The following is a 22,267-nucleotide window of genomic DNA, read 5'->3' on the forward strand; positions in this document are numbered from 1 at the left end:
ACATGACCACACACAGCCCTTTGGTTGAGCTGACCGCGAACGAGTTGCGCGAGCGCATCGGCACCCGCGAGGTGTCGCCCGTTGAATTGCTGGAGGCTTGTATCGAGCGCATTGAGGCGATCAACCCCCACATCAACGCGATCACCGCTACCTGCTACGACCGTGCTCGCGTCGAAGCCAAGGCGGCCGAGCAAGCGGTGCTGCGTGGCGAGCCACTGGGCTTGTTGCATGGCTTACCGTTGGGTGTGAAGGACCTTGAAGCCACGGCTGGTCTGCTGACCACCTACGGGTCAGAAATTTACCGCGACCACATCCCCACCCAGGACAACGTGCTGGTGGCGCGCCTGCGTGCTGCGGGCGCCATCGTGACGGGCAAGACCAACATCCCAGAAATGGGGGCGGGCGCCAATTCGCGCAACACGGTGTGGGGCGCTACGGGCAATCCCTTTAACCCCAACTTGAATGCGGGCGGCTCGTCCGGAGGGTCTGCCGCCGCGCTGGCCTGTGACCTGTTACCCGTGTGCACGGGGTCCGACACGGGCGGCTCGCTGCGCATTCCCGCATCCATCTGCGGCGTGGTGGGTTTCAGGCCCTCGCCGGGCGTGGTGCCCAGCTCCCGCAAGCTGCTGGGCTGGACACCCATCTCGGTCGTCGGCCCCATGGGCCGCACGGTGCAAGAGGCCTGCCTGCAACTGGCCGCCACAGCAGGCATGTCGGCGGGCGACCCGCTGAGCTACCCGCTGGACCCGAGCAGCTTCCTGCTGCCCGAAACCGTGGATTTGAGCCGCTTGCGCGTGGCCTACACCGAGGACTTTGGTGCCTGTGCGGTGGACGACGGTATCCGCAACGTCTTCCGCAACAAAGTGCAGGCCATGAAGCACCTGTTTGCCAGCTGCGATGCCATTGACATCGACCTGGGTGACGTGCACCGCTGCTTTGACGTGCTGCGCGCCGAAGCCTTTGTGGCCAGCACGCGGGATGCTTACGAGCGTGACCCTGCCAGCCTGGGGCCCAACACCCGCGCCAACTACGAAATGGGCGCCGCTATGACGCTGCTGGACAGCGCCTGGGCGCAGGCGGAGCAGACGCGCATCCTGACACGGTTCCAAAAGCTGTATGAGCATTACGACGTGATTCTGGCGCCCACCACGCCGGTGTCACCCTTTGCCTGGACGCAGCTGTTTGCCAGCCACATCAACGGCGAGCCGCAGGCCAACTACTACCGCTGGCTGGCGCTGACCTATGTCACTACGCTAACCACGCACCCCGCGCTGAGCCTGCCCTGCGGGCTGGATGCGCAGGGCATGCCGTTTGGCTTGCAGATTGTGGGCCGCTTCCGTGCCGACCGGCACACACTGGGCGTGGGGCACGCGCTGGAAAAAGCCTTCAAGGGCATTGCCGGGCTGGCACGCCCCCGGCCCGATTTGAAAAAACTGCTGGCCACCCGCGCCGAACCCGCATTGACCTCTATTGCCACCGGGGCGCCCGACCCGCGTGATGCGCGCAGTCTGCCCCGCGACGACCGTTCGGCCTCGGCCGCGCTGGTGTCTGCGGTTTGAATGGGGAGGTACAGACCATGCAAACCTTACAAAAGGCAGATTACATCGTCATCGGTGCAGGCATTGCGGGGGCGTCGGTGGCTTGGCAGTTGGTGCAAGAAGCGGGGCAGGGCGCGAGCGTGCTGTTGCTCGAGCGCGAATCGCAGCCCGGCTACCACACCACGGGGCGCTCTGCGGCCCTGTACATGGCCACCTACGGCACGCCCAACATCCAGGCGCTGACCCGGGCCAGCCGCGCCTTCTACGATGCGCCGCCGCAGGAATTTGGTGACGACCCCATCCTTTCGCCGCGTGGAGTGGTGTACGTGGCTGGGCCGGACCAGCTGGACTTGCTGCGCCAGACCTATGACGAAGCCAGAGCTGCCTCTCCCAACGTAGAGTGGGTGGAACAGGCGGCCTTGCTGGCCCAGTTGCCTTGCCTTAAACCCGAAGCCGTGGCTGCAGGCATGAGCGAGCCCGAAGCCGCCGACATTGACGTGCACGCTTTGCACCAGGGCTACTTGCGGGGGCTGCGCCAGCGGGGCGGGCAGGTGCTCACCCAAGCTGAGGTCACAGCTTTGCAACGCCAGGGTGATGTTTGGCAAGTCACGCTGGCCGATGGCAGAGTCTTGGGGGCCAAAACCGTCGTCAATGCTGCGGGCGCTTGGGCCGATGTGGTGGCCGGTCTTGCGGGCGTGCCCCCCATCGGGCTGGAGCCGCGCAGGCGCACCGCGTTCACCTTTGCGGTGCCCGATGGCATGGATGCACACCAATGGCCCGCCGTGGTGAGCGTGGACGAGAGCTTTTACTTCAAACCCGATGCGGGCCAGCTGCTGGGCTCCCCTGCCAATGCCGACCCCACGCATCCGCACGATGTGGTGCCCGAAGAACTGGACGTGGCCACAGGCATCTACCACATTGAAGAGAAAACCACCTTTCAGATCCGCCGCCCATCCCACACCTGGGCTGGGTTGCGCTCTTTCGTGCCTGACGGGGACATGGTGATTGGCTGGGACAACCATGTCCCGGGATTTTTCTGGCTGGCCGGGCAGGGCGGCTACGGCATTCAAAGTGCCGCAGGGGCATCGCTGCTGGCGCGGCAGCTGTTGCGCGCTGAGCCACTGCCCGACAGCCTAGTCCGCGAAGGTGTCTCCGTCGAAGGCCTGTCACCCGCGCGCCTGCGCTAGCCTTGACACTGTGCCAAGAATGGGGGAAGGGGCCTGTAGCCCCTTTTTGCGTTACGCCTTGCTTGGCGCAGCGCGCTCAGGCAAAAGTGTTGACCTGGGTGCCCAGTGTGCCGCTGGTGGCCAGTGCGGGCTGCGGCATCGATTGCTGCATGGCATTGAGCATGGTGCTGGCCGATGTCGCCTGAATGTCCAGTGCTTTCTTGAGCACCACCATGTTCAATGCATCCGATGTTTTGGCACTGGCCAGCGAAGTGGCGGTGCTGACAATGCTGTTGGTAAGTGCCACGTCCATGGTGATTCCTTGGGTTAGTGGTTGGTTATCGGCAGGTGGGTGCTCGGTATTGAGCTCTTTTTGAGGGGAGTGGCGCGGTTGTTACATCTCGCGGGCTTCAATCCATCCCACCCGGCCCTGGCCGCTGTCATTGATGCGCTGTTGGCAAGCAGCGGCCTGGCTTTTCGGTAGCCGCCATTGCAGTGTGACCAGTGACCCGTGGTCCACCCGCAGCAGCTCCGCCCCAGACGATTCAATTTCGCGGCGCAGCAGCCCCTCTAACGAATAGGGCACGCTGCATTCGAGCGTAGCCATGGCTTGTAGCACCACCTTGGGGGCGGTCAGCAGCGCCTGGGCCACGCAGTCGGTGTAGGCCCGCACCAGGCCTCCAGCGCCCAGCTTCACGCCGCCAAAGTAGCGCACCACGGTGGCCAGTACGCCTTCCAGGTCCTGGTGGCGCATCACGTCCAGCATGGGGCGGCCGGCCGTGCCGCTGGGCTCGCCATCGTCCACCGCAGCCGACTGCCCACCGGCCAGCAGTGCCCAGCACACATGGGCCGCGCCGGGGTGCTGCTTCCATAGCGCATCCACCACGGCCTGCGCACTGGCCCGGTCAGGCATGGGCTGCACGCAGCCGATGAACCGGCTTTTCTTGATGATGAGTTCGCTGTGGGCTGGAGAGGCCAGGGTTTGAGGCATGGGGCGATGAGTTTAAAGCGCCAACGAGGCTCCGAGTTTGGCGCGTTTCAGCTAACGCATTTGGGTGATAGGCAGGGCGGCGCTTTCGGTTCATAGTTTGGCTACAGCACTCGCCTGCTGCAGTTTGCGGCGGCATGTGCCGATATAGGCCTGAGAACTGTTCAAAGCAAAGGTCTAGCCCCACTGAAGGAGACGCCATGTTCGCCCTGCCTTTTGTCAACACCCTGCACCACGCACTCACCAATCACGCTTTTGGGCGTGGAGACCCCCAGCCGGCCAGCCCCGCGCCAGCGCCCGTTCCTGCTGCCGCAGCGGTGGGAGCCGACCGGGCAGGGGACGAGGCCCCGGACCTAGCGCAGCGGGTGCGGGATGTGGGCGAGTGGTAATCGGTTGATGCCACCGGCAGCGGCGGCGTGGCATAGCCAGCCGCCAAGTTACAGCGTTTGCGCCATCACCACGCTGGGGTAGTTGGTAAAGGGTCTCCAGTCGCACTCGCCCACCATACGGTAGCCCCAGGACGCGTACATGGCAATCAGCGCGGTTGCAGGCTGGGCGGTGTCTAGCGCCAAGGTAGTGGCTCCTGCTTGCCGCGCTACGTCCAACAAGTGGGTGTGCAACAGCTTGCCGTAGCCCTTGCCTTTGGCGCTGGGGGCAATGCAGAACTGGCTGAGCGACCAGACCTGCGGGTCGCGGTACAGCGCTACAGCAGACTCGGGCTGCGGCCGTCGCAGGGTGGCAGTGCCCACATAGTCGTCACCCTCCAGCATCACCAGCCCAATGCCCATGGCAAAGCGTTTGGCCGTGTCTTCCACCGTTTGGTGCGTGCCCCAGTAGCGCAAGCCCTGTGCCGTATGGGGGGCGTAGGCCGCGTGGATGAGGGCCGTGATGCGTGCCAAGTCATCCTGGGCGCAGACGGGGCGAATCAGCGGGGATGCGTCACAGGGCATAGTTGTCTGCACAGAGAGTCAAAGCTTCAGCTCCCAGGTTTCCCCGGTCAGGTGCTGGCCAAAGCCTTCGTAGGGCTCGGACTTCACCAGCACAAAGCCGCGCCGCGCGTAGATGTGGCGGGCGGTGGTCAGGCAGCTGTTGGTCCACAGCACCATTTTTTTGTATCCCTTGGCGCGGGCGAAGGCAAGGCACTCGTCGGTGAGTCGCGACCCCAGCCCCAGGCCGCGTGCCGATGGCGCCAGTATCAGCATGCGCAGTTGGGCCACCGTGCGGCTTTTGCGCACCACAAACACGGCGCCCAGACGTTCGCCGTCCCGTTCAGCGATCCAGCAACGCTCCCACTCGGGCTGAAACTTGCGCACAAACTGCGCCGCAATGTCAGCCACCAGGGCTTCAAACTGCCCGTTCCAGCCGTACTCGCGGGCGTACACCTCGCCGTGCTGCTGCACCACCCAGCCCAGGTCGCCAGGGGCCAGTGCGCGAAGGGTGACAGGGCTGGGGGGCGTAGGGTGTGTCATGGCGGGTCTCAGAGTGTGGGCGGTCCATCAGTATAGAAACAGGCCCCCAACCTGAGGGGCCATCCGCTCGCGAGGCGACAAAAACAGGCTGGCACCGTAAAATTGCAGCCTCCCCACGATATGACTGTGGCCGCCAAGCTTCTTCGGCGGCCATTCTCCATTGCATGAACGCCCCCGTTGACGTCTCCTTTTTTGCGCGCGCCGCAAAGCCTTTGACCAGCTACCGTCCGTACTGGGCCAAACGCTTTGGCACAGCCCCATTCTTGCCAATGAGCCGCGCCGAGATGGAAAAGCTGGGCTGGGACAGCTGCGACATCATCTTGGTCACCGGCGATGCGTATGTAGACCATCCGAGCTTTGGCATGGCCGTGATCGGCCGCGCGCTGGAGGCCCAGGGCTTTCGCGTGGGCATCATCGCCCAGCCCGACTGGCAAAGCGCCGAGCCCTTCAAGGTGCTGGGCAAGCCCAACCTGTTTTGGGGCGTGACGGCTGGCAACATGGATTCGATGATCAACCGGTACACCGCCGACCGCAAGATCCGCAGCGACGACGCCTACACCCCCGGCGATGTGGGCGGCAAGCGCCCCGACCGCGCCGCCATCGTCTACAGCCAGCGCTGCCGCGAAGCCTACAAAGACGTGCCCATCATCCTGGGCGGCATCGAAGGCAGCCTGCGCCGCATCGCCCACTACGACTACTGGAGCGACAAGGTGCGCCGCTCCATCGTGGTGGACGCCAAGTGCGACCTGCTGCTGTACGGCAACGCTGAACGTGCCTTGATCGAAGTGGCCCACCGCATCGCAGCGCGTGAGCCTGTGGAGCAAATCACCGATGTGCGCGGCACCGCCTTTGTGCGCCGCCCGGACGATGAAAGCGGAAAGGGCTGGTTCGAGATCGACTCCACCACGGTGGACGAGCCCGGCCGCGTGGAAGCGCACATCAACCCCTACATGACCACGAGCGAACAGGCTGCCGCCCAGGGCAGCACCTGCAGCAAGGAGGATGGGGCTGCTCCTGATTCTGTAGCTGCCAGCGCTGGTTCCATAAGCCTTAGTGGCCAAAATGATCCAAATCCTGCGATCGCGCCCATCCAGTTTGTTGCCAACCCGGCATTGAAGACCCGGCTCAAGGTGCCGCCACGCGACAAGAGCGTGATCCGCCTGCCCAGCTACGAGCAGGTGAAAAGCGACCCCGTGCTTTACGCCCACGCCAACCGCGTGCTGCACCTGGAGACCAACCCCGGCAACGCCCGCGCACTGGTGCAGGCGCACGGCGAAGGCGTGACGGCGCGCGATGTGTGGATCAATCCGCCCCCCATCCCGCTGACCACGGCCGAGATGGACTACGTGTTTGACCTGCACTACGCCCGCGGCCCGCACCCGAGCTATGCCGACGAGAACGGCAGCCATGACGGCGCGACCAAGATCCCCGCGTGGGAGATGATCCGCTTCAGTGTGAACATCATGCGCGGCTGCTTTGGCGGCTGCACCTTCTGCTCCATCACCGAGCACGAAGGCCGCATCATCCAGAGCCGGTCCGAGGATTCGATCATCCAGGAGATCGAAGACATCCGCGACAAGGTCAAGGGCTTCACCGGCACCATCTCTGACCTGGGCGGCCCCACGGCCAACATGTACCGCCTGGGCTGTAAGAGTCCTGAGATCGAAGCCGCCTGCCGCAAACCGAGCTGCGTGTACCCCGGCATCTGCTCCAACCTGGGCACCAACCACGATCCGCTGATCAAGATCTACCGCCGTGGCCGTGCGCTCAAGGGCATCAAGAAGATCCTGATCGGCTCAGGCCTGCGCTACGACCTGGCAGTGAAGAGCCCTGAGTACGTGAAGGAACTGGTTCAGCACCACGTGGGCGGCTATCTCAAGATCGCGCCTGAGCACACCGAGCAGGGGCCGCTGACCAAGATGATGAAGCCGGGCATCGGCAGCTATGACAAGTTCAAGCAGATGTTCGAGAAGTTCAGCGAAGAGGCGGGCAAGAAGCAGTTCCTGATCCCGTACTTCATCGCTGCGCACCCCGGCACCAGCGACGAGGACATGATGAACCTCGCCATCTGGCTGAAGAAAAACGGGTTTCGCGCCGACCAGGTGCAGACCTTCTACCCCAGCCCCATGGCCACGGCCACAGCCATGTACCACTCGGGCCGCAACACGCTGACCCGCGTGCGCCGCCAGATGCGCGACGAGGCGGAAGAGTCCGTGGACATCGTGCGCGGCGAAAAGCGCCGCCGCCTGCACAAAGCCTTCCTGCGCTACCACGACCCCAACAACTGGCCGCTGCTGCGCGATGCGCTCAAGGCCATGGGCCGGGCGGATTTGATCGGCAATGGCAAGCACCACCTGATCCCGACCTTCCAGCCGATGACGGATGGTGGCTACCAAAGCGCGCGCCGCAAAAACTCCACTCCGGTGGGCAAGGCCGCAGCGCCAGCGGTGCAAGGCAAGGCGGGCAAACCCAGCCAGCCGGGCCAGCCTCAAAAGGGCCGTTTGCTCACGCAGCACACGGGCCTTCCACCCCGTGTGACCGGCAGCGGCAAGCCGTCAGCACGTAAGCCCCGCTGATCGCACACACGGCGTTTGCTATCAAAAAAGAAGCTGCCAGCGCTTTTTATATAAGCGCTGGCAGCTTCTTTTGTTTAAACCCTGCTGAGCCTGGCAACCCCTTGCGAGGCCTCGCGTTGCAAGGCTGCGCCGTGCGGTTTAGGCAGCCGCTGCCTGCGGGGTGGCATCGGCACTGGCGTCAACCAGCAGGTTGGCAATGCGAAAGCTTAGGTAATGGAATGCGGCTGTAGCACCAGCGGCTTGCAGCACGTTGGCCAGGGCCTGGGTATCGGCCTCGGCATCGCTCACGGTGATGAGCAGACCGTGGTGCCCTTGGCGGGCCAGAGCGCCCATGCGGCGCAAGTGTTCGCCCTCCAGCCCTGCGGTGGGCAGGGTGCCGCCCGCCGCCCCCTCGGTGCGCACCAGGTCTTGCAAGATGACTTCTGGGCGGGCGTAGGCGGTCTCACCGGTGTTGGGCAGGGCTTCCAGCTCTGCCGCCACCTGGCGCACACAGCCTTCGTCCGGAAAGAGTGCAAACACATGGCCTGTGGGGTAGAACATGCCGCCGACCTGGGTCAGGGTGGAGTCGATGACGAGGGGTTTCATGGGCGTCTCCCGTAAAGGTTTCAGAACCTTGGATTGGACCGTGGGAGGGCACCGAGCGCTGTAGGCCAAGAGGCTGGACGCTTGTCGGAGGAACGCAGCCAGCGCCGTCAGCACCGCATGCGGGCAAATATTGGCAATATTTGCCTCTAGGGCTTATGAAATAAGCGCTGGCAGCTATCAAAATTGAAAAGAGGCTGGCCTGCCCAGTCCACGCCGCCGCGTTGGTGACTTAGAGCGGCTCACAAAACTCAGCGAAGCGGCCCTGGCTAGGCGTTGCGTCGCAGGCAGTACGCGAGGTACGACAAGACGGAACAACGACGCCAGGGGAGTTTTGTTAGCCGCTCTTAGCCCAGCCGTGTACCCAGCCAGCCGCTCACCCAGGCCCCCAGGGCGGCGCAGTGCACAACGATGGTGAGCCAGTACATGGCGCGGAACTCTGCCTTGCTGGATTTGTGGCGCATGCTTTGCTGCGCCAGCCACGCGGCAGGCCAGCCGCCCAGCAGGCTCAGGGTGTGCAGGTTTTTCTCAGAGGTGCGCCAGCCCCCGCGTTGGGCCGCATTCTTGTCGGCGGCGTACACGCAAAGGGTCAACACATTCAGGCCCACCAGGGCGCCCAGCACCCACAGGGGCAAGCGCTCCGTCCACAGGCCCCAAGCGATCATGCCCGCCCACAGCAGCATGAGTGCGTAAGCCAGCCCAGCGCCCGCTGCGGGTCGGCCGTCGCCCGCACGGACTCGGGCCGATGGGCGCGCTACCGAACGAGGGGCGCGTGCGGTATCGTGGTGGGGCAATGCTTTGCTGGCGGTGGAGCGTGGGCGTTGCCGTTCTCCCGGCGCACCCAAGGCACTCGATGAACGGGCGCTGGGCACTGCAGTGGCCGCAGCCCCTGCGGGCTGCACCGCCACGGCGCGCGGGCCTTTGCCGCCCACATGCACGTCGTCATACACCACCGCCATCCCTTCGCGCGGGGGTGTGGCGCTGCGAAAGTCCTTGAGGTGAAAAAACACGTCGGCCGTGCCGCCGGGGCTGCGAATGAAGCCGAACGCGCGGGTGCTGTCCCAGCGGGTGATGGTGCCTTGCTTTTGCATGCCGAAAATACGGTGAACAGGGTGGAAGGGGGCGCAATCTGTGCTCAAGGCAGCGTGTGCAGCGGAATGTCCTGCGCTTGCGCCAGCGCATCCAGTTGGGCGCGTGTCTGGGTGGCGATGAAGGCGGCCACCGCCACATGGGTGGCTGGGGCGCGCAAGGTGGCCGCGTCGCCCTGTGCGGGCAGGCCTGCGGCGGCGCACAGGCGGGCGGCAAAGTGGGGTTCCAACGCCGCCACGGCCACGCGGCCATTGGCGCAGGGGTAGATGCGGTAGCCCGCGTGCGCGCCGCCCACATCGCCGTCTGGGGTGGTCAGCCCCCAGTGGCGGGGCTGTGCCAGCCAGGCTGCGGCGTCGGCCAGCGCCACTTCCAACTGTTGGCCTTCGCCGGTCTGGGCGCGGCCCAGCAGGGCCTGCAGCACGGCCTCGCTGGCCATGAGGGCGCCGCCCATGTCGGCGTAGAGCGTGGGGGGCATCTCGGTGCCGGAGATCAGTCCGGCATCGGCCAAGTAGGTCAGGTCGTGGCCGGGTTCTTCCGCACGCGTGCCTGCGGCCCCCACGATCTGCACCACCGACAGGCGGGGGTAGCGCGCATGCAAGGCCGCCCAGCTCAGGCCCAGCTTGGCCAGGGCCGATGGGCGAAAGGAGGTGATCAGCACGTCGGTACGTGCCAGCTCGGCATGCAGTGTGGCCTGGCCGTCGTCCGTCTTGAGCTGGGCTTGCAGCACGGCGATGCCTTGGTGCATGTCGCTGTAGGCCTGCGGGCTGTACTGCGCCATAGGGTCTGCGCTGCGCTGGGGCGGGGTGGCGGGTGCTTCGAGCTTGGTGCAGGTGGCGCCCATGCGTGCACAGCGCAGCAAGGCGGCGGGGCCAGGCAGGTTGAGCGCCAAGCTGAGGATGCGGGTGCCGCGCAGCGGCTGCAAGGGCAGTGTAGGCATGGCAAATGGGGAAATGGCTGGCGATTGAAGGAACTGAGAACCCGTTGAAAGAAGGAACTTTGCCTGGGGCGCAGCGTCCTTCACCGGGTTATACATAATTTGTTACGGTAGCTCCCTTCGCCTTTGCCCTATGCAACGCAGAACTTCTTTGGCCGCCCTCGCTGGGCTGGCCGCCTCCTCGGGAGCCTTCATGACCTCTTTGTCCAGCGCCGCAGGCTTGCCGCTGCTGCAAGGCCTCAAACCATCGCCCCGCATGCCGGTGCTGTTTGTGGGCCACGGCAGCCCCATGAACGCCATTGAAGACAACGCCTGGCGCCGCAGTTGGCAGGCACTGGGCAGTGAGCTGCTGGCCCGCGCCGCGCAGCCCCAACTCATTTTGTGTGTGTCGGCCCATTGGCTCACGCGCGGCGGCTGGCAGCTCACGGGCATGGCAAACCCCAAGACCATTCACGACTTTGGCGGCTTCCCGCAGGAGTTGTTTGACCAGCAGTACCCTGCGCCCGGTGCCCCTGCTGTGGCCCGTGGCCTGGCGGCAGAGTTGAAGTCGCCCGCTACGGGCGTTGGGCTGGGTGTGGATGAGAGTGAATGGGGGCTGGACCACGGCACTTGGTCGGTGCTCAAGCCCATGTTTCCCCAAGCCCGCATCCCGGTGCTGCAACTGAGCATGGACTACAGCCGCCCGCCTGCCGAGCACTATGCGCTGGGCCAACAGCTCAAAAGCCTGCGTGAGCGTGGGGTGCTGATTGTGGGCAGCGGCAACATCGTGCACAACCTGCGTGCCAGCCGCCGGGGCAGTGCCGCCAACGAGGCGTACGACTGGGCTGCCGAGTTCGACACCGTCGTGCAAGAGCAGATCAAAAAAGGCCAGTTGGGCGCGCTGCAGGACTTTCTGGGCCTGGGTGCCATCGCCAAGCAAGCGCACCCGACGCATGAGCACTACCTGCCTCTTCTGTACGCCGTAGGCGCCGTGCAGCCCACGGAGATGCCACGGTTTTTCAACACAGGTTACCAGTCGGCATCGATTTCGATGCGGTCGGTACTGTGGGGGTGAGGGTAAATTGCTCTGCTTTTAATAGCTGCTAGCGCTTGTATTTAAAGCGCTAGTTGCCTAAAAGACTTAAATTTTATGAGTGGCTGGGCTGCTCATCAGCCAGCATCTCCTGAATGTCCAGCCAAGTCCAGCGCTCTTGGTAGCTTTGCGCCTTGGCCTTGAACAACGGCAGGTGCAGGCACTGTGGGTTGGGCCGCAAAATGCCGCGGTACAACTCCTGCAGGCCATAGGGCGCATACAGGGCGGGCGCTGCGGCCCGCGCTGCAGGTTGCAAGCCTACGCAGGTGCAGGGCACCAGAAACCGCTCAATCCCCTGGCGGGCAGACTGCAACGCTTCGTAGGGGTAGCCGAACCACTGTTCGTACCAAAGGTGCACGCGTGCCTGGTTCTTGGCCTCCACGGTGATCGGTAGGTCTGCAAAGAGGGCGGTGACACGGGCTTGCACCTGCTGCTCTGCCGCCTCAGACACCTCCGACGCGTCAAAGTAGAACAGGTCGTAGTCCTTGATGTGCGCCGTGGGCGAAAAGCCGCTGTGCAAGTTCCATACGGTCTGGAAGAGGCAGCCAGCCACTAACCAGGCATCCGGCAGGTCCAGAAATGGCAAACGCTCCAGAATGGCCGCGTTGTGCGGGTTCTGGAGCGCTTCGCTGGTGAATCGGCGCCGAAGCGCCGCTTCTTCAGTCAGATCAGATGACCTTGGCAATCGCTTGGCAGACGTAGTCGATGTTTTTGCTGTTGAGCGCAGCAACGCACATGCGGCCGGTGTCGGTGCCATACACGCCGAACTCGCTGCGCAGGCGCACCATTTGGTCCTTGGACAGGCCGGAGTAGCTGAACATGCCGATCTGGGTGGTGATGAAGGACATGTCCTTGGTCACGCCAGCGGCCTTCAGGCCGTCCACCAGCTTTTGGCGCATGGCCTTGATGCGCACGCGCATTTCGCCCAGTTCCTTTTCCCACAGGGCGCGCAGTTCGGGGTTGCCGAGCACTGCAGCCACGATGGCGCCACCGTGGGTGGGTGGGTTGGAGTAGTTGGTGCGGATGGCGATCTTCAGCTGGCTCAGCACGCGGTCGGTTTCTTCCTTGCTGCTGCCGACCACGCTCAGGGCGCCCACGCGCTCGCCATACAGGCTGAAGCTCTTGGAGAAGCTGGTGGACACAAAGATGTTCAGGCCAGCGGCGACGAACTTGGCGATCACGGCGCCGTCTTCAGCGATGCCGTAGCCAAAGCCTTGGTAGGCCATGTCCAGGAAGGCGGTGAGGTTGCGTTCCTTCACCACAGCAATCACTTGCTCCCATTGGGCGGCGGTGATGTCGTAGCCGGTGGGGTTGTGGCAGCAGGCGTGCAGCAGCACGATGGTGCCTGCGGCAGCGGCCTTCAGCTTGGCCAGCATGCCGTCAAAGTTGATACCGCCCAGGCCGCCGTTGGCGCTCTGGTCGAAGTAGGGGTAGGTGTCCACCGGGAAGCCGGCGTTGGTGAACAGCGCGCGGTGGTTTTCCCAGCTGGGGTCGGAGATCAGCACGGTGGCGTTGGGGCTGATCTTCTTGAGGAAGTCGGCGCCGATCTTCAGGCCGCCGGTGCCGCCAATGGCTTGCACGGTGGCCACGCGGCCGCTCTTGACGACGTCGGACTCAGCGCCGAAGACCAGGCCTTTCACGGCGGCGTCGTAGGCAGCGATACCGTCGATGGGCAGGTAGCCACGGGCCGTGGGCTTTTCCATCATGGTTTTTTCTGCGGCTTGCACGCATTGCAGCAGGGGCAGCTTGCCGTTGTCGTCGAAATACACGCCCACGCCCAGGTTGACCTTGTTGGGGTTGGTGTCTGCGTTGAATTGTTCGTTCAGACCCAGGATGGGGTCGCGGGGGGCCATTTCGACGGCGGTGAACAGAGACATGAAAATCCTTGAAAGGTTGTCAGTAGCGAAGAATCCGGGCGTGGTGTACTGTGCCGGGTTCCGCCGATTTTAACGGCCTGCCCACACCAACCGTTGACTACGCCCATGCTGGAATTGACTGAAACCATGCCGCCCACGCAAGAGGGCGAATTCGTTCGCTTTCCTGATTCGCCCTTTGAGCTGTTTCAGCCGTACCCCCCTGCGGGCGACCAGCCCCAGGCCATTGCCAAGCTGGTAGAGGGGTTGCGGGATGGGGAGGCGTTTCAGACGCTGCTGGGTGTGACGGGCTCGGGCAAGACCTTCACCATGGCCAATGTGATCGCACGCATGGGCCGTCCCGCCATCGTGTTTGCACCCAACAAAACGCTGGCGGCACAGCTGTACAGCGAGTTTCGCGAGTTCTTCCCCAAGAACGCTGTCGAGTATTTCGTGAGCTACTACGACTACTACCAGCCCGAGGCCTATGTGCCGCAGCGCGATCTGTTCATTGAGAAAGACAGCGCCATCAACGAGCACATTGAGCAGATGCGCCTGTCGTGCACCAAGAGCCTGATGGAGCGCAAAGACGTGGTCATCGTGGCCACGGTGTCTGCCATCTACGGTATTGGCGAGCCCGAAAGCTACCACCGCATGGTGATGACGCTGCGCAGCGGTGACAAGCTGGGCCAGCGCGATGTGATCGCCCAGCTGATCCGCATGCAGTACCAGCGCAACGAGGCAGATTTTTCGCGCGGCAAGTTCCGCGTGCGGGGCGACACCATCGATGTGTTTCCCGCCGAGCATTCTGAGCTGGCCATCCGCATTGAGCTGTTTGACGATGAGATCGAGAGCCTGCAGCTGTTTGACCCCCTCACGGGTCGCGTCAAGCAGAAGATTCCGCGCTTTACGGTGTACCCCAGCAGCCATTACGTGACGCCGCGCGACAAGGTGCTGGCGGCCGTGGAGACCATCAAGATCGAACTGGCCGAGCGTCTGCAGCAACTGGTGGGCGATGGCAAGCTGGTGGAAGCCCAGCGCCTGGAGCAGCGCACCCGGTTTGATTTGGAGATGCTGAGCGAAGTAGGGCACTGCAAGGGCATTGAAAACTACACGCGCCACCTGTCGGGCGCAGCGCCGGGCGACCCGCCCAGCACGCTGACCGACTACATGCCCAAAAACTCTCTGATGTTCCTGGACGAAAGCCACCAGATGATCGGGCAGCTCTCGGCTATGTACAACGGCGACCGGGCGCGCAAAACCACTCTGGTCGAGTACGGGTTTCGCCTGCCTTCGGCCATGGACAATCGGCCGCTCAAGTTTGAGGAGTTTGAGCAGCGCATGCGGCAGGCCATCTTTGTGACGGCCACCCCGGCAGACTATGAAAAGACGCACTCCGGCCAGATCGTGGACCAAGTGGTGCGTCCCACAGGGCTGGTTGATCCGATTGTGGAGGTGCGCCCCGCCACGCACCAGGTGGACGATGTGCTGCAGGAAATCCGCATTCGCGTTGAAAAGCGTGAGCGCGTGCTCATCACTACGCTGACCAAACGCATGGCCGAGCAGCTGACGGACTACCTTACCGACAACGGGGTGAAGGTGCGCTACCTGCACAGCGATGTGGACACCGTGGAGCGGGTGGAAATCATCCGCGACCTGCGTTTGGGGGCCTTTGACGTGTTGGTGGGGATCAATCTGCTGCGCGAGGGGCTGGACATTCCAGAGGTCTCGCTCGTGGCGATTCTGGACGCCGACAAAGAAGGCTTTTTGCGCGCTGAGCGCAGCCTGATCCAGACCATTGGCCGGGCGGCGCGCAACCTCAACGGTCGGGCCATTCTGTACGCAGACCGCATCACCGAGTCGATGAAAAAGGCCATGGGGGAGACGGAGCGCAGGCGTATCAAGCAGATTGCACACAACGAAGCCCATGGCATCACGCCGCGCAGCATTGTCAAGAGAGTAAGAGACCTGATTGACGGGGTTTACAGCGAAAAAGCGGGCAAGGATGCCGAGAGGCTGGAGCAAGAAGCCATGCAGCGCGCCCAGGTGGAGGAGATGTCAGAGAAAGACATTGCCAAAGAAATCAAGCGCCTGGAAAAGCTGATGCTGGAGCATGCGCGGAATCTTGAATTTGAGCAGGCAGCCCGCGTGCGCGACCAATTGAGCCAACTCAAGGGCCGCGCTTTTGGAGCGCATGGCGGGGACTCTGTAGCAATTTGAAGCCCCACTTTGTCAGGGTCAATACGTAGCTGGTGAATTTGCGACCCGTTGGTTTTTTAACCCGACCAATTCGATAGGGATTTGTGATATACTCTTACAAAATACTCAAGAACAAAGCCCAACGATGAAGGGCTCCGTGGCAGGCAAATCTGTGCGGAGTAAGGGGCGGAGACGGTGCCCGTGCTGACCACTCGCCAGCGCAGGCAGTTTCTTTAACGAACGAGCCTCAGCACAAGGAGCTTTCCATGCGTCTCACCACCAAAGGCCGGTTTGCAGTCACCGCCATGATCGACTTGGCCCTGCGCCAGAACAACGGCCCCGTCACGCTGGCAGCCATCAGCCAGCGTCAACAAATTTCCCTGTCTTACCTGGAGCAGCTGTTCGGCAAGCTGCGCCGCCATGAATTGGTGGAGTCCACTCGTGGACCTGGCGGTGGATACACACTGGCCCGCAAGGCTGGCGAAATCACTGTCGCCGACATCATTGTCTCGGTGGATGAGCCCATTGATGCCACCCAATGCGGCGGTAAGGAAAACTGCCTGGGCGAAGCCGGTCGCTGCATGACCCACGAGCTGTGGGCATCGCTGAACCAACGCATGGTGGAGTTTCTGGACTCGGTCACCCTCCAAAAGCTGGTCGATGAGCAACTGGCCAAGGGTGTGCAGATTGAAGACAAGCCGGTGGTGCGCCGCGCTATTTCCACCACGCCCGTGGTCAAACCCATCCGTGTAAACGCCCCCAATTCGGTGTTTGCACTCGGCAACGTTTTCGCCAAGTCCTGATGGGGCTGCGCTGAACTGGGCCTTGGGGCCGGCAGCGCCTTGAACGTTTTTCACTGTTTTCTCAACGCCAACCGTTTTTTGCTGCCAGCCAGAAACGCCAACTGAGCCAGCGATCCACATGACTCCTCACTTTCCTATTTATCTCGACTACGGTGCTACCACCCCTGTAGACCCACGCGTAGTGGATGCGATGATTCCCTGGTTGCGTGAGCATTTCGGCAACCCGGCTTCCCGCAGCCACGCCTGGGGCTGGGAGGCGGAAGAAGCCGTGGAAAAAGCACGCGTCCAGGTGGCCGACTTGATTGGCGCCGACCCCCGAGAGATCGTCTGGACCAGCGGCGCCACAGAGTCGATCAATCTGGCCCTCAAAGGCGCAGCCCAGTTCTACAAGGGCAAGGGCAAGCACCTCATCACGCTCAAAACCGAACACAAGGCTGTGCTCGACACCATGCGTGAGCTGGAACGCCAAGGCTTTGACGCGACCTACCTGGACGTTCAGGAAGACGGCTTGGTCAACATGGACGCGCTGAAAGCGGCCATTCGCCCAGACACCATCCTGATCAGCATTCTGTTCGTGAACAACGAAATCGGCGTGATCCAGGATATTCCTGCGATCGGCACTTTGTGCCGCGAAAAGGGCATCCTGCTGCATGTGGATGCAGCGCAGGCGACAGGGCGTGTGGAGATCGACATGGCTACGCTGCCAGTTGACCTGATGAGCATGACAGCCCACAAAACATACGGCCCCAAAGGCATTGGCGCTTTGTACGTGCGTCGTAAGCCCCGCGTGCGCCTCGAAGCACAGATGCATGGTGGCGGTCACGAGCGCGGCATGCGTTCGGGCACCTTGCCCACGCACCAGATCGTGGGCATGGGCGAGGCCTTCCGCATTGCCAAGGAAGAAATGGTCGAAGGCAATGCCAAGGCCCGTGCCTTGCAGCAGCGTCTGCTGGACGGTCTGAAGGACATCGAGCAGGTTTTCATCAATGGCAGCATGGAACGCCGTGTGCCGCAAAACCTCAACATGAGCTTCAACTTCGTCGAAGGCGAATCGCTCATCATGGGCATCAAAGGCCTGGCCGTGTCGTCCGGCTCCGCTTGCACATCCGCCAGCCTGGAGCCCAGCTATGTACTGCGCGCCCTGGGCCGCAGTGATGAGTTGGCGCACAGCAGTTTGCGCATGACCATCGGTCGCTTCACGACCGAAGAAGAGATTGACTACGCGATTTCCACCATCCGCGAGAACGTGGCCCGGCTGCGTGAACTCAGCCCCCTGTGGGAGATGTTCAAGGATGGCGTGGATCTGAGCACCATTCAATGGGCCGCGCACTGAGCGCACCCCAAACCGACCAAAGGACTTGCCATGGCTTATTCTGACAAAGTGGTTGACCATTACGAAAACCCCCGCAATGTGGGCTCTTTCGACAAGGGTGATGAATCTGTGGGCACCGGCATGGTGGGCGCGCCAGCCTGCGGTGACGTGATGAAGCTGCAGATCAAGGTGAACCCCCAGACTGGCGTGATCGAAGACGCTCGCTTCAAAACCTATGGCTGTGGTTCTGCCATTGCCTCGTCGTCGCTGGTGACCGAGTGGGTCAAGGGCAAGACGTTGGACGAAGCGGCAGCGCTCAAGAACAGCGTGATTGCCGAAGAGCTGGCGCTGCCTCCGGTCAAAATCCACTGCTCCATCCTGGCGGAAGACGCCATCAAGGCCGCAGTGAACGACTACAAGGCCAAGCACGCGGGTGCCGCAGCCTGACGCGATGGCTATCACCCTGACAGAAGCCGCAGCGCGACACGTGAGTCGGTATCTTGCCCGCCGTGGCAAGGGCTTGGGTGTGCGTCTGGGCGTCAAGACAACAGGCTGCTCCGGTTTGGCTTACAAGCTGGAGTACGTGGACGATACAGAGCCAGAAGACATCGTCTTTGAGAACCATGGCGTCAAGGTTTTGATCGACCCCAAAAGCTTGGCGTACATCGATGGAACCGAGTTGGACTTTGTGCGTGAAGGCCTGAACGAAGGCTTTAAGTTCAACAACCCCAACGAACGCGACCGGTGCGGCTGCGGAGAAAGCTTCCGAGTCTGAGCCAGGCAGCCTTCTCGCGAGGGCCCTTCGTATGAAACCGCCACCGCGCTTTGTGCTGGCGGTTTTTTCTTGATACGTACCGATCTTCCTACCCAGGAGTGGCATGAACCTGCAGTCCAACGATTTCGAACTTTTTGGCATCGCCGAGTGCTTTGCGCAAGACCGGCCCGCCCTGGATGCACGCTGGAAGGAGCTGCAGCGGCAGGCCCACCCTGACAAGTTCGCAGCCCAAGGCGCCGCTGCACAGCGGGTGGCCATGCAATGGTCGGTTCGCATCAATGAGGCCTATCAACGCCTGAAAGAACCATTGCGCCGTGCTGCCTACTTGTGCGAATTGCGTGGCACGCCCATACAGGCAGAAGACAACACGGCCATGCCCGCAGCATTCTTGATGCAGCAAATGGAGTGGCGTGAAGCCCTGGAGGATGCCCAGACGGCCGCAGCCATCGACGCCCTGGACGACGAAGTCATGCGGGCACGCAAGGCGGGGCTGGCGCGGTGCGAGGTGCTGATAGACCAGCAGCAAGACGTTGGCAGCGCAGCGCAGCAGGTGAGAGCCCTCATGTTCATTGCGCGATTTGCAGACGACATCGAGCGCCGCCGCGAGCAACTGGGACAATAGCGTTTGCCTCTTTTTTATGAACACCGGGCCATTGCGTCCGGTTTCTTCACGTAGACCCCAAGAATCTCATGGCGCTATTGCAGATTTCCGAGCCTGGACAGTCACCCGATCCCCATCAGCGCCGCATCGCGGTTGGCATTGACCTTGGGACCACGCACTCGCTGGTGGCTGCGGTGCGCAGTGGCGCTGCCGAATGCCTGCCCGATGCGCAAGGCCGCGTATTGCTGCCGTCGGTGGTGCGTTACCTGGGGCAGGGCGGGCGCCAAATTGGCTACGACGCCGTGGCTGCACAGGCCAGCGATGCACGCAACACGATTGCGTCGGTCAAGCGCTTCATGGGGCGCGGGCTGCACGACGTTGCGCAGGCCGGGCAACTGCCCTACGAGTTCGTCCAGCCTGCCGATGGCGCCGACAAAGCTGTGGGCGGCATGGTGAGCCTGGCCACGGCCGATGGTGTGAAATCGCCGGTGGAAGTCAGTGCCGAAATCTTGGCTACGCTGCGCTACCGCGCCGAAGACACCTTCAACGACGATCTCTATGGCGCCGTCATCACCGTGCCCGCCTACTTTGACGATGCACAGCGCCAGGCGACCAAGGATGCGGCCAAGCTCGCAGGCATCCATTTGCTGCGGCTCATCAATGAACCCACGGCGGCCGCCATTGCCTATGGGCTCGACAATGCCAGCGAGGGGATCTATGCCGTTTATGACCTGGGCGGGGGCACTTTTGATATCTCCATCCTGCGCCTGACCCAAGGCGTTTTTGAGGTCATTGCCACGGGGGGTGATTCTGCTCTGGGCGGCGACGATTACGACGCGGCCCTGGCAGACTGGGTGCTGCAACAAACTGGCGCGGCCGTGCAAACACCCGCCGACAAAGCTGCCATTCGCATGGCAGCCCGCGCCTGCAAGGAAGCGCTGACCGCTACAGAAAAGGTAGCATTTTCCGCTGATTTGGCGGGCGGTAGCGTGCTTTTTGATGTGAAGCGTGCCGATTTCGAGGCAACGACATCCGCACTGACGGCCCGCTCTATGGCCGCAGTGCGCCGCGCCCTGCGCGACGCCCAGCTCGCCAAGGACGAAGTGCAAGGCGTGGTCATGGTCGGTGGTTCGACCCGCATGCCGCAGGTGCAGCAAGCGGTGGCAGACTTTTTTGGGCGTGCCCCCCTCACCAACCTCAACCCCGATGAAGTGGTCGCGCTCGGGGCCGCCATTCAGGCCAATCAACTGGCAGGCAACGACACTGCAGGCGATCTGCTGCTGCTGGACGTGATCCCCCTGTCTTTGGGCATCGAAACCATGGGAGGTTTGGTGGAGCGCATCGTCGCGCGCAATGAGACCATACCCACGGCCAAAGCGCAGGACTTCACCACCTACAAGGATGGTCAGACGGCGCTGGCGATCCATGTGGTGCAAGGTGAGCGTGACCTGGTGGCGGACTGCCGCAGCCTGGCCCGCTTTGAATTGCGCGGCATTCCCGCCATGGCTGCAGGCGCGGCCCGTATCCGCGTGACCTTCACGGTGGACGCAGATGGCCTGTTGGCAGTCAGTGCCAAAGAGCAGGGCAGTGGGGTGGAAGCGCGCATTGACGTGAAGCCGTCCTATGGCTTGTCGGACGACCAGATTGCCCAGATGCTGCAAGACGGCTTTGCCACCGCTGCGCAAGACATGCGGGCCCGCGCAGTGGTCGAAGCCCGTGTCGATGCCGACCGGATGCTGTTGGCCACCCAAAGCGCGTTGGATGCCGATGGCGACGTGCTGAGCGCCGCTGAGCGCAGTGCGATTGATGCGCTGATGGAAGCCCTTCGCCAGCAGCGCGGGGCCGATGAGGCAGCCACCATCGAAGCCGCTACGCAGGCGCTGGCCAAGGGCACAGAGGCCTTTGCCGCCCAGCGCATGAACCGTGGCATTCAGCAGGCGCTGGCGGGCAAAAACGTCCAGTCCCTCTGAATTCAAGCCCTTTCCAAGTTTCCAAGATACAAAATCCAGGACGCCATGCCCGTCATCAAAATCCTCCCCCACCCCGAATACTGCCCCGCTGGCGCGGAAATCACAGCCCCCGCAGGCACTTCGGTGTGTGAAGCCCTGCTGGAACATCACATCAACATCGAGCACGCTTGCGACATGAGCTGCGCCTGCACCACTTGCCATGTGATCGTGCGCGAGGGGCTGGCTTCTTTGAACGAGGCGGAGGAGGAGGAGGAAGACCTGCTTGACCGCGCCTGGGGCCTGGAGCCTCAATCGCGCCTGTCGTGCCAGGCCATCCTCGCCCAAAAGGACTTGGTCATTGAGATTCCAAAGTACACGATCAACCACGCCAAGGAAAACCACTGATGACCCGTCAGATCGTTCTGGACACGGAGACCACCGGCCTCTCGGCCGAAGGTGGGGATCGCATCATTGAGCTGGGTTGCGTAGAGCTGCTCAATCGCAAGCTCACGGGCAACAACCTGCATCTGTACTTCAACCCAGGGCGCGACAGCCATGAGGATGCCCTGAAGGTCCATGGCATCACCAACGAGTTCCTCAAAGACAAGCCCAAGTTTGCAGACATGGCGCCCCAGATCCTGGAGTACCTTCAGGGGGCTGAGATCATCATCCACAACGCGGCGTTTGACGTTGGCTTTTTGAATAAAGAGCTGGAGCTTACAGGGCGTGCGCCGTTCAAAACCTATGTAGAAAGCGTGACCGACACCTTGGCGATGGCCAAGGAAATGTTCCCGGGCAAGCGCAATTCTCTGGACGCTTTGTGTGACCGCTTGGAGGTGGACAACTCAGGCCGCACGCTGCACGGTGCTTTGCTGGATGCGGAGTTGCTGGCGGATGTCTACATCAACCTGACCCGTGGGCAAGACGCCTTGCTGATGGCGGACGAACCGCAAGAGAGTGCAGACGGAGTCGTGATCCCTTCGATAGATTTGAGCCGCTTTGCACTGCAGGTGGTGGCCGCGAATGAGCAAGAGCTGGGCACCCACGAAGAGGTGATGGTGCAGATCGATAAATCGAGCGGCGGTAAAACAATTTGGAGAAAATTGCAGGCAGCCGTTTAATCTGTGCCATAATCTAAGGCTTGACGCAAAGGGGTGATTAGCTCAGCGGTAGAGCACTGCCTTCACACGGCAGGGGTCACATGTTCGATCCATGTATCACCCACCATTTGCTGTTATGACGATGCCCAAATTTCAGGGCGTCACCTAGGGTGATTAGCTCAGCGGTAGAGCACTGCCTTCACACGGCAGGGGTCACATGTTCGATCCATGTATCACCCACCAGATTTGAAATCGCCTTGC

General features: G+C 62.5%; 22 protein-coding genes, 2 tRNA genes and 1 pseudogene. 16 read left to right on the forward strand and 9 right to left on the reverse strand.

Translation table 11 applies throughout. The features are described from left to right. Window positions 1-2: 2 nt before the first annotated feature. Both C8C98_RS18465 and C8C98_RS18470 read left to right on the forward strand, forming a co-directional pair. Window positions 3-1,559: an amidase gene (locus tag C8C98_RS18465; protein ID WP_121456379.1), complete on the forward strand. Its 1,557-nt coding sequence runs from the start codon at window positions 3-5 to the stop codon at window positions 1,557-1,559. 17 nt (window positions 1,560-1,576) lie between these two features. Further along, on the forward strand, window positions 1,577-2,725 hold the full coding sequence (locus tag C8C98_RS18470) for an FAD-binding oxidoreductase (RefSeq protein WP_121455464.1): 1,149 nt from the start codon (window positions 1,577-1,579) through the stop codon (window positions 2,723-2,725). Between the two features lie 76 nt (window positions 2,726-2,801). Here the strand turns inward: C8C98_RS18470 and C8C98_RS18475 are convergent, their stop codons facing one another. After that, window positions 2,802-3,017 (reverse strand): YjfB family protein, encoded by a 216-nt coding sequence (locus C8C98_RS18475; RefSeq protein ID WP_099655390.1) that lies wholly within the window; start codon window positions 3,015-3,017, stop codon window positions 2,802-2,804. A gap of 81 nt (window positions 3,018-3,098) precedes the next feature. Next, on the reverse strand, window positions 3,099-3,695 hold the full coding sequence (locus C8C98_RS18480) for a YigZ family protein (protein ID WP_121455465.1): 597 nt from the start codon (window positions 3,693-3,695) through the stop codon (window positions 3,099-3,101). 197 nt (window positions 3,696-3,892) lie between these two features. Here C8C98_RS18480 and C8C98_RS18485 point away from each other — a divergent pair, with 197 nt between their 5' ends. Continuing rightward, window positions 3,893-4,081 (forward strand): hypothetical protein, encoded by a 189-nt coding sequence (locus C8C98_RS18485; RefSeq protein WP_121455466.1) that lies wholly within the window; start codon window positions 3,893-3,895, stop codon window positions 4,079-4,081. A 48-nt stretch (window positions 4,082-4,129) separates the two neighbouring features. Here C8C98_RS18485 and C8C98_RS18490 read toward each other — a convergent pair whose 3' ends face one another. Further along, a complete protein-coding gene (locus C8C98_RS18490) occupies window positions 4,130-4,642 on the reverse strand; it encodes a GNAT family N-acetyltransferase (RefSeq protein WP_121455467.1) in 513 nt (170 codons plus the stop codon). An 18-nt stretch (window positions 4,643-4,660) separates the two neighbouring features. Next, window positions 4,661-5,128 (reverse strand): annotated as a pseudogene (locus C8C98_RS18495) (GNAT family N-acetyltransferase); the annotation flags it as partial. A gap of 197 nt (window positions 5,129-5,325) precedes the next feature. On the opposite strand from C8C98_RS18495, the gene C8C98_RS18500 reads away from it, so the two are divergent. Beyond that, window positions 5,326-7,737, forward strand: a complete 2,412-nt coding sequence (locus C8C98_RS18500) for a YgiQ family radical SAM protein (protein WP_121455468.1) — start codon at window positions 5,326-5,328, stop codon at window positions 7,735-7,737. A gap of 138 nt (window positions 7,738-7,875) precedes the next feature. On the opposite strand, the gene C8C98_RS18505 is transcribed toward C8C98_RS18500, so the two are convergent. From C8C98_RS18505 to C8C98_RS18515, 3 genes are all read right to left on the reverse strand, one after another. Next, window positions 7,876-8,322, reverse strand: a complete 447-nt coding sequence (locus C8C98_RS18505) for a hypothetical protein (protein ID WP_121455469.1) — start codon at window positions 8,320-8,322, stop codon at window positions 7,876-7,878. 344 nt (window positions 8,323-8,666) lie between these two features. After that, window positions 8,667-9,410 (reverse strand): cold shock and DUF1294 domain-containing protein, encoded by a 744-nt coding sequence (locus C8C98_RS18510; protein WP_121455470.1) that lies wholly within the window; start codon window positions 9,408-9,410, stop codon window positions 8,667-8,669. A gap of 44 nt (window positions 9,411-9,454) precedes the next feature. Continuing rightward, the gene (locus tag C8C98_RS18515) at window positions 9,455-10,345 is read right to left on the reverse strand and encodes a CoA transferase (protein WP_121455471.1); all 891 of its coding nucleotides are present in this window, start codon (window positions 10,343-10,345) and stop codon (window positions 9,455-9,457) included. Between the two features lie 190 nt (window positions 10,346-10,535). Between C8C98_RS18515 and ygiD the strand changes: the two genes are divergently transcribed. Beyond that, on the forward strand, window positions 10,536-11,396 hold the full coding sequence (gene ygiD / locus C8C98_RS18520) for a 4,5-DOPA dioxygenase extradiol (protein WP_233574597.1): 861 nt from the start codon (window positions 10,536-10,538) through the stop codon (window positions 11,394-11,396). Window positions 11,397-11,469: 73 nt separating this feature from the next. On the opposite strand, the gene C8C98_RS18525 is transcribed toward ygiD, so the two are convergent. Both C8C98_RS18525 and C8C98_RS18530 read right to left on the reverse strand, forming a co-directional pair. Continuing rightward, window positions 11,470-12,099 (reverse strand): nucleotidyltransferase family protein, encoded by a 630-nt coding sequence (locus C8C98_RS18525; RefSeq protein WP_233574598.1) that lies wholly within the window; start codon window positions 12,097-12,099, stop codon window positions 11,470-11,472. Beyond that, the gene (locus tag C8C98_RS18530) at window positions 12,083-13,291 is read right to left on the reverse strand and encodes an amino acid aminotransferase (RefSeq protein ID WP_121455474.1); all 1,209 of its coding nucleotides are present in this window, start codon (window positions 13,289-13,291) and stop codon (window positions 12,083-12,085) included. The genes C8C98_RS18525 and C8C98_RS18530 overlap by 17 nt, the downstream gene beginning before the upstream one ends. A 105-nt stretch (window positions 13,292-13,396) precedes the next feature. Here C8C98_RS18530 and uvrB point away from each other — a divergent pair, with 105 nt between their 5' ends. The 11 genes from uvrB (at window position 13,397) to C8C98_RS18585 (ending at window position 22,249) form a co-directional block, all read left to right on the forward strand. Then, entirely contained in the window at window positions 13,397-15,487 is a 2,091-nt protein-coding gene (uvrB, locus tag C8C98_RS18535) for an excinuclease ABC subunit UvrB (RefSeq protein WP_121455475.1), read from the forward strand. Between the two features lie 245 nt (window positions 15,488-15,732). Continuing rightward, on the forward strand, window positions 15,733-16,269 hold the full coding sequence (gene iscR, locus C8C98_RS18540) for a Fe-S cluster assembly transcriptional regulator IscR (protein WP_099655408.1): 537 nt from the start codon (window positions 15,733-15,735) through the stop codon (window positions 16,267-16,269). A 112-nt stretch (window positions 16,270-16,381) separates the two neighbouring features. After that, window positions 16,382-17,602, forward strand: a complete 1,221-nt coding sequence (locus C8C98_RS18545; protein WP_121455476.1) for an IscS subfamily cysteine desulfurase — start codon at window positions 16,382-16,384, stop codon at window positions 17,600-17,602. Window positions 17,603-17,632: 30 nt separating this feature from the next. Continuing rightward, a complete protein-coding gene (gene iscU / locus C8C98_RS18550; RefSeq protein ID WP_099655410.1) occupies window positions 17,633-18,028 on the forward strand; it encodes a Fe-S cluster assembly scaffold IscU in 396 nt (131 codons plus the stop codon). Between the two features lie 4 nt (window positions 18,029-18,032). After that, window positions 18,033-18,356, forward strand: coding sequence for an iron-sulfur cluster assembly protein IscA (gene iscA, locus C8C98_RS18555; RefSeq protein WP_121455477.1), 324 nt, complete (start codon window positions 18,033-18,035; stop codon window positions 18,354-18,356). A gap of 103 nt (window positions 18,357-18,459) precedes the next feature. Next, the gene (gene hscB, locus C8C98_RS18560) at window positions 18,460-18,978 is read left to right on the forward strand and encodes a Fe-S protein assembly co-chaperone HscB (protein WP_121455478.1); all 519 of its coding nucleotides are present in this window, start codon (window positions 18,460-18,462) and stop codon (window positions 18,976-18,978) included. Window positions 18,979-19,046: 68 nt separating this feature from the next. Then, window positions 19,047-20,927, forward strand: coding sequence for a Fe-S protein assembly chaperone HscA (hscA, locus tag C8C98_RS18565; RefSeq protein ID WP_121455479.1), 1,881 nt, complete (start codon window positions 19,047-19,049; stop codon window positions 20,925-20,927). 45 nt (window positions 20,928-20,972) lie between these two features. After that, a complete protein-coding gene (gene fdx / locus C8C98_RS18570; RefSeq protein WP_099655414.1) occupies window positions 20,973-21,311 on the forward strand; it encodes an ISC system 2Fe-2S type ferredoxin in 339 nt (112 codons plus the stop codon). Continuing rightward, window positions 21,311-22,027: a DNA polymerase III subunit epsilon gene (dnaQ, locus tag C8C98_RS18575; protein WP_121455480.1), complete on the forward strand. Its 717-nt coding sequence runs from the start codon at window positions 21,311-21,313 to the stop codon at window positions 22,025-22,027. The genes fdx and dnaQ overlap by 1 nt, the downstream gene beginning before the upstream one ends. A gap of 31 nt (window positions 22,028-22,058) precedes the next feature. Next, window positions 22,059-22,133 (forward strand) — tRNA-Val (locus tag C8C98_RS18580). A 41-nt stretch (window positions 22,134-22,174) separates the two neighbouring features. Beyond that, a tRNA-Val gene (locus C8C98_RS18585) sits at window positions 22,175-22,249 on the forward strand. Window positions 22,250-22,267: the final 18 nt, after the last annotated feature.

The sequence above is a fragment of the Acidovorax sp. 106 genome (assembly GCF_003663825.1).
In the GTDB taxonomy this organism is placed as follows: Bacteria; Pseudomonadota; Gammaproteobacteria; order Burkholderiales; family Burkholderiaceae_C; genus Acidovorax.

Bases quoted from the DNA above. Each gene is read 5' to 3' on its own strand.
- C8C98_RS18480 (WP_121455465.1), bottom strand. From the start codon at position 3,695: ATGCCTCAAACCCTGGCCTCTCCAGCCCACAGCGAACTCATCATCAAG.
- C8C98_RS18515 (WP_121455471.1), bottom strand. From the start codon at position 10,345: ATGCCTACACTGCCCTTGCAGCCGCTGCGCGGCACCCGCATCCTCAGC.
- C8C98_RS18505 (WP_121455469.1), bottom strand. From the start codon at position 8,322: ATGAAACCCCTCGTCATCGACTCCACCCTGACCCAGGTCGGCGGCATG.
- fdx (WP_099655414.1), top strand. From the start codon at position 20,973: ATGCCCGTCATCAAAATCCTCCCCCACCCCGAATACTGCCCCGCTGGC.
- C8C98_RS18485 (WP_121455466.1), top strand. From the start codon at position 3,893: ATGTTCGCCCTGCCTTTTGTCAACACCCTGCACCACGCACTCACCAAT.
- C8C98_RS18465 (WP_121456379.1), top strand. From the start codon at position 3: ATGACCACACACAGCCCTTTGGTTGAGCTGACCGCGAACGAGTTGCGC.
- ygiD (WP_233574597.1), top strand. From the start codon at position 10,536: ATGACCTCTTTGTCCAGCGCCGCAGGCTTGCCGCTGCTGCAAGGCCTC.
- uvrB (WP_121455475.1), top strand. From the start codon at position 13,397: ATGCTGGAATTGACTGAAACCATGCCGCCCACGCAAGAGGGCGAATTC.
- hscA (WP_121455479.1), top strand. From the start codon at position 19,047: ATGGCGCTATTGCAGATTTCCGAGCCTGGACAGTCACCCGATCCCCAT.
- C8C98_RS18490 (WP_121455467.1), bottom strand. From the start codon at position 4,642: ATGCCCTGTGACGCATCCCCGCTGATTCGCCCCGTCTGCGCCCAGGAT.
- iscA (WP_121455477.1), top strand. From the start codon at position 18,033: ATGGCTATCACCCTGACAGAAGCCGCAGCGCGACACGTGAGTCGGTAT.
- dnaQ (WP_121455480.1), top strand. From the start codon at position 21,311: ATGACCCGTCAGATCGTTCTGGACACGGAGACCACCGGCCTCTCGGCC.
- iscR (WP_099655408.1), top strand. From the start codon at position 15,733: ATGCGTCTCACCACCAAAGGCCGGTTTGCAGTCACCGCCATGATCGAC.
- iscU (WP_099655410.1), top strand. From the start codon at position 17,633: ATGGCTTATTCTGACAAAGTGGTTGACCATTACGAAAACCCCCGCAAT.
- C8C98_RS18510 (WP_121455470.1), bottom strand. From the start codon at position 9,410: ATGCAAAAGCAAGGCACCATCACCCGCTGGGACAGCACCCGCGCGTTC.
- C8C98_RS18470 (WP_121455464.1), top strand. From the start codon at position 1,577: ATGCAAACCTTACAAAAGGCAGATTACATCGTCATCGGTGCAGGCATT.
- C8C98_RS18530 (WP_121455474.1), bottom strand. From the start codon at position 13,291: ATGTCTCTGTTCACCGCCGTCGAAATGGCCCCCCGCGACCCCATCCTG.
- C8C98_RS18500 (WP_121455468.1), top strand. From the start codon at position 5,326: ATGAACGCCCCCGTTGACGTCTCCTTTTTTGCGCGCGCCGCAAAGCCT.
- C8C98_RS18475 (WP_099655390.1), bottom strand. From the start codon at position 3,017: ATGGACGTGGCACTTACCAACAGCATTGTCAGCACCGCCACTTCGCTG.
- hscB (WP_121455478.1), top strand. From the start codon at position 18,460: ATGAACCTGCAGTCCAACGATTTCGAACTTTTTGGCATCGCCGAGTGC.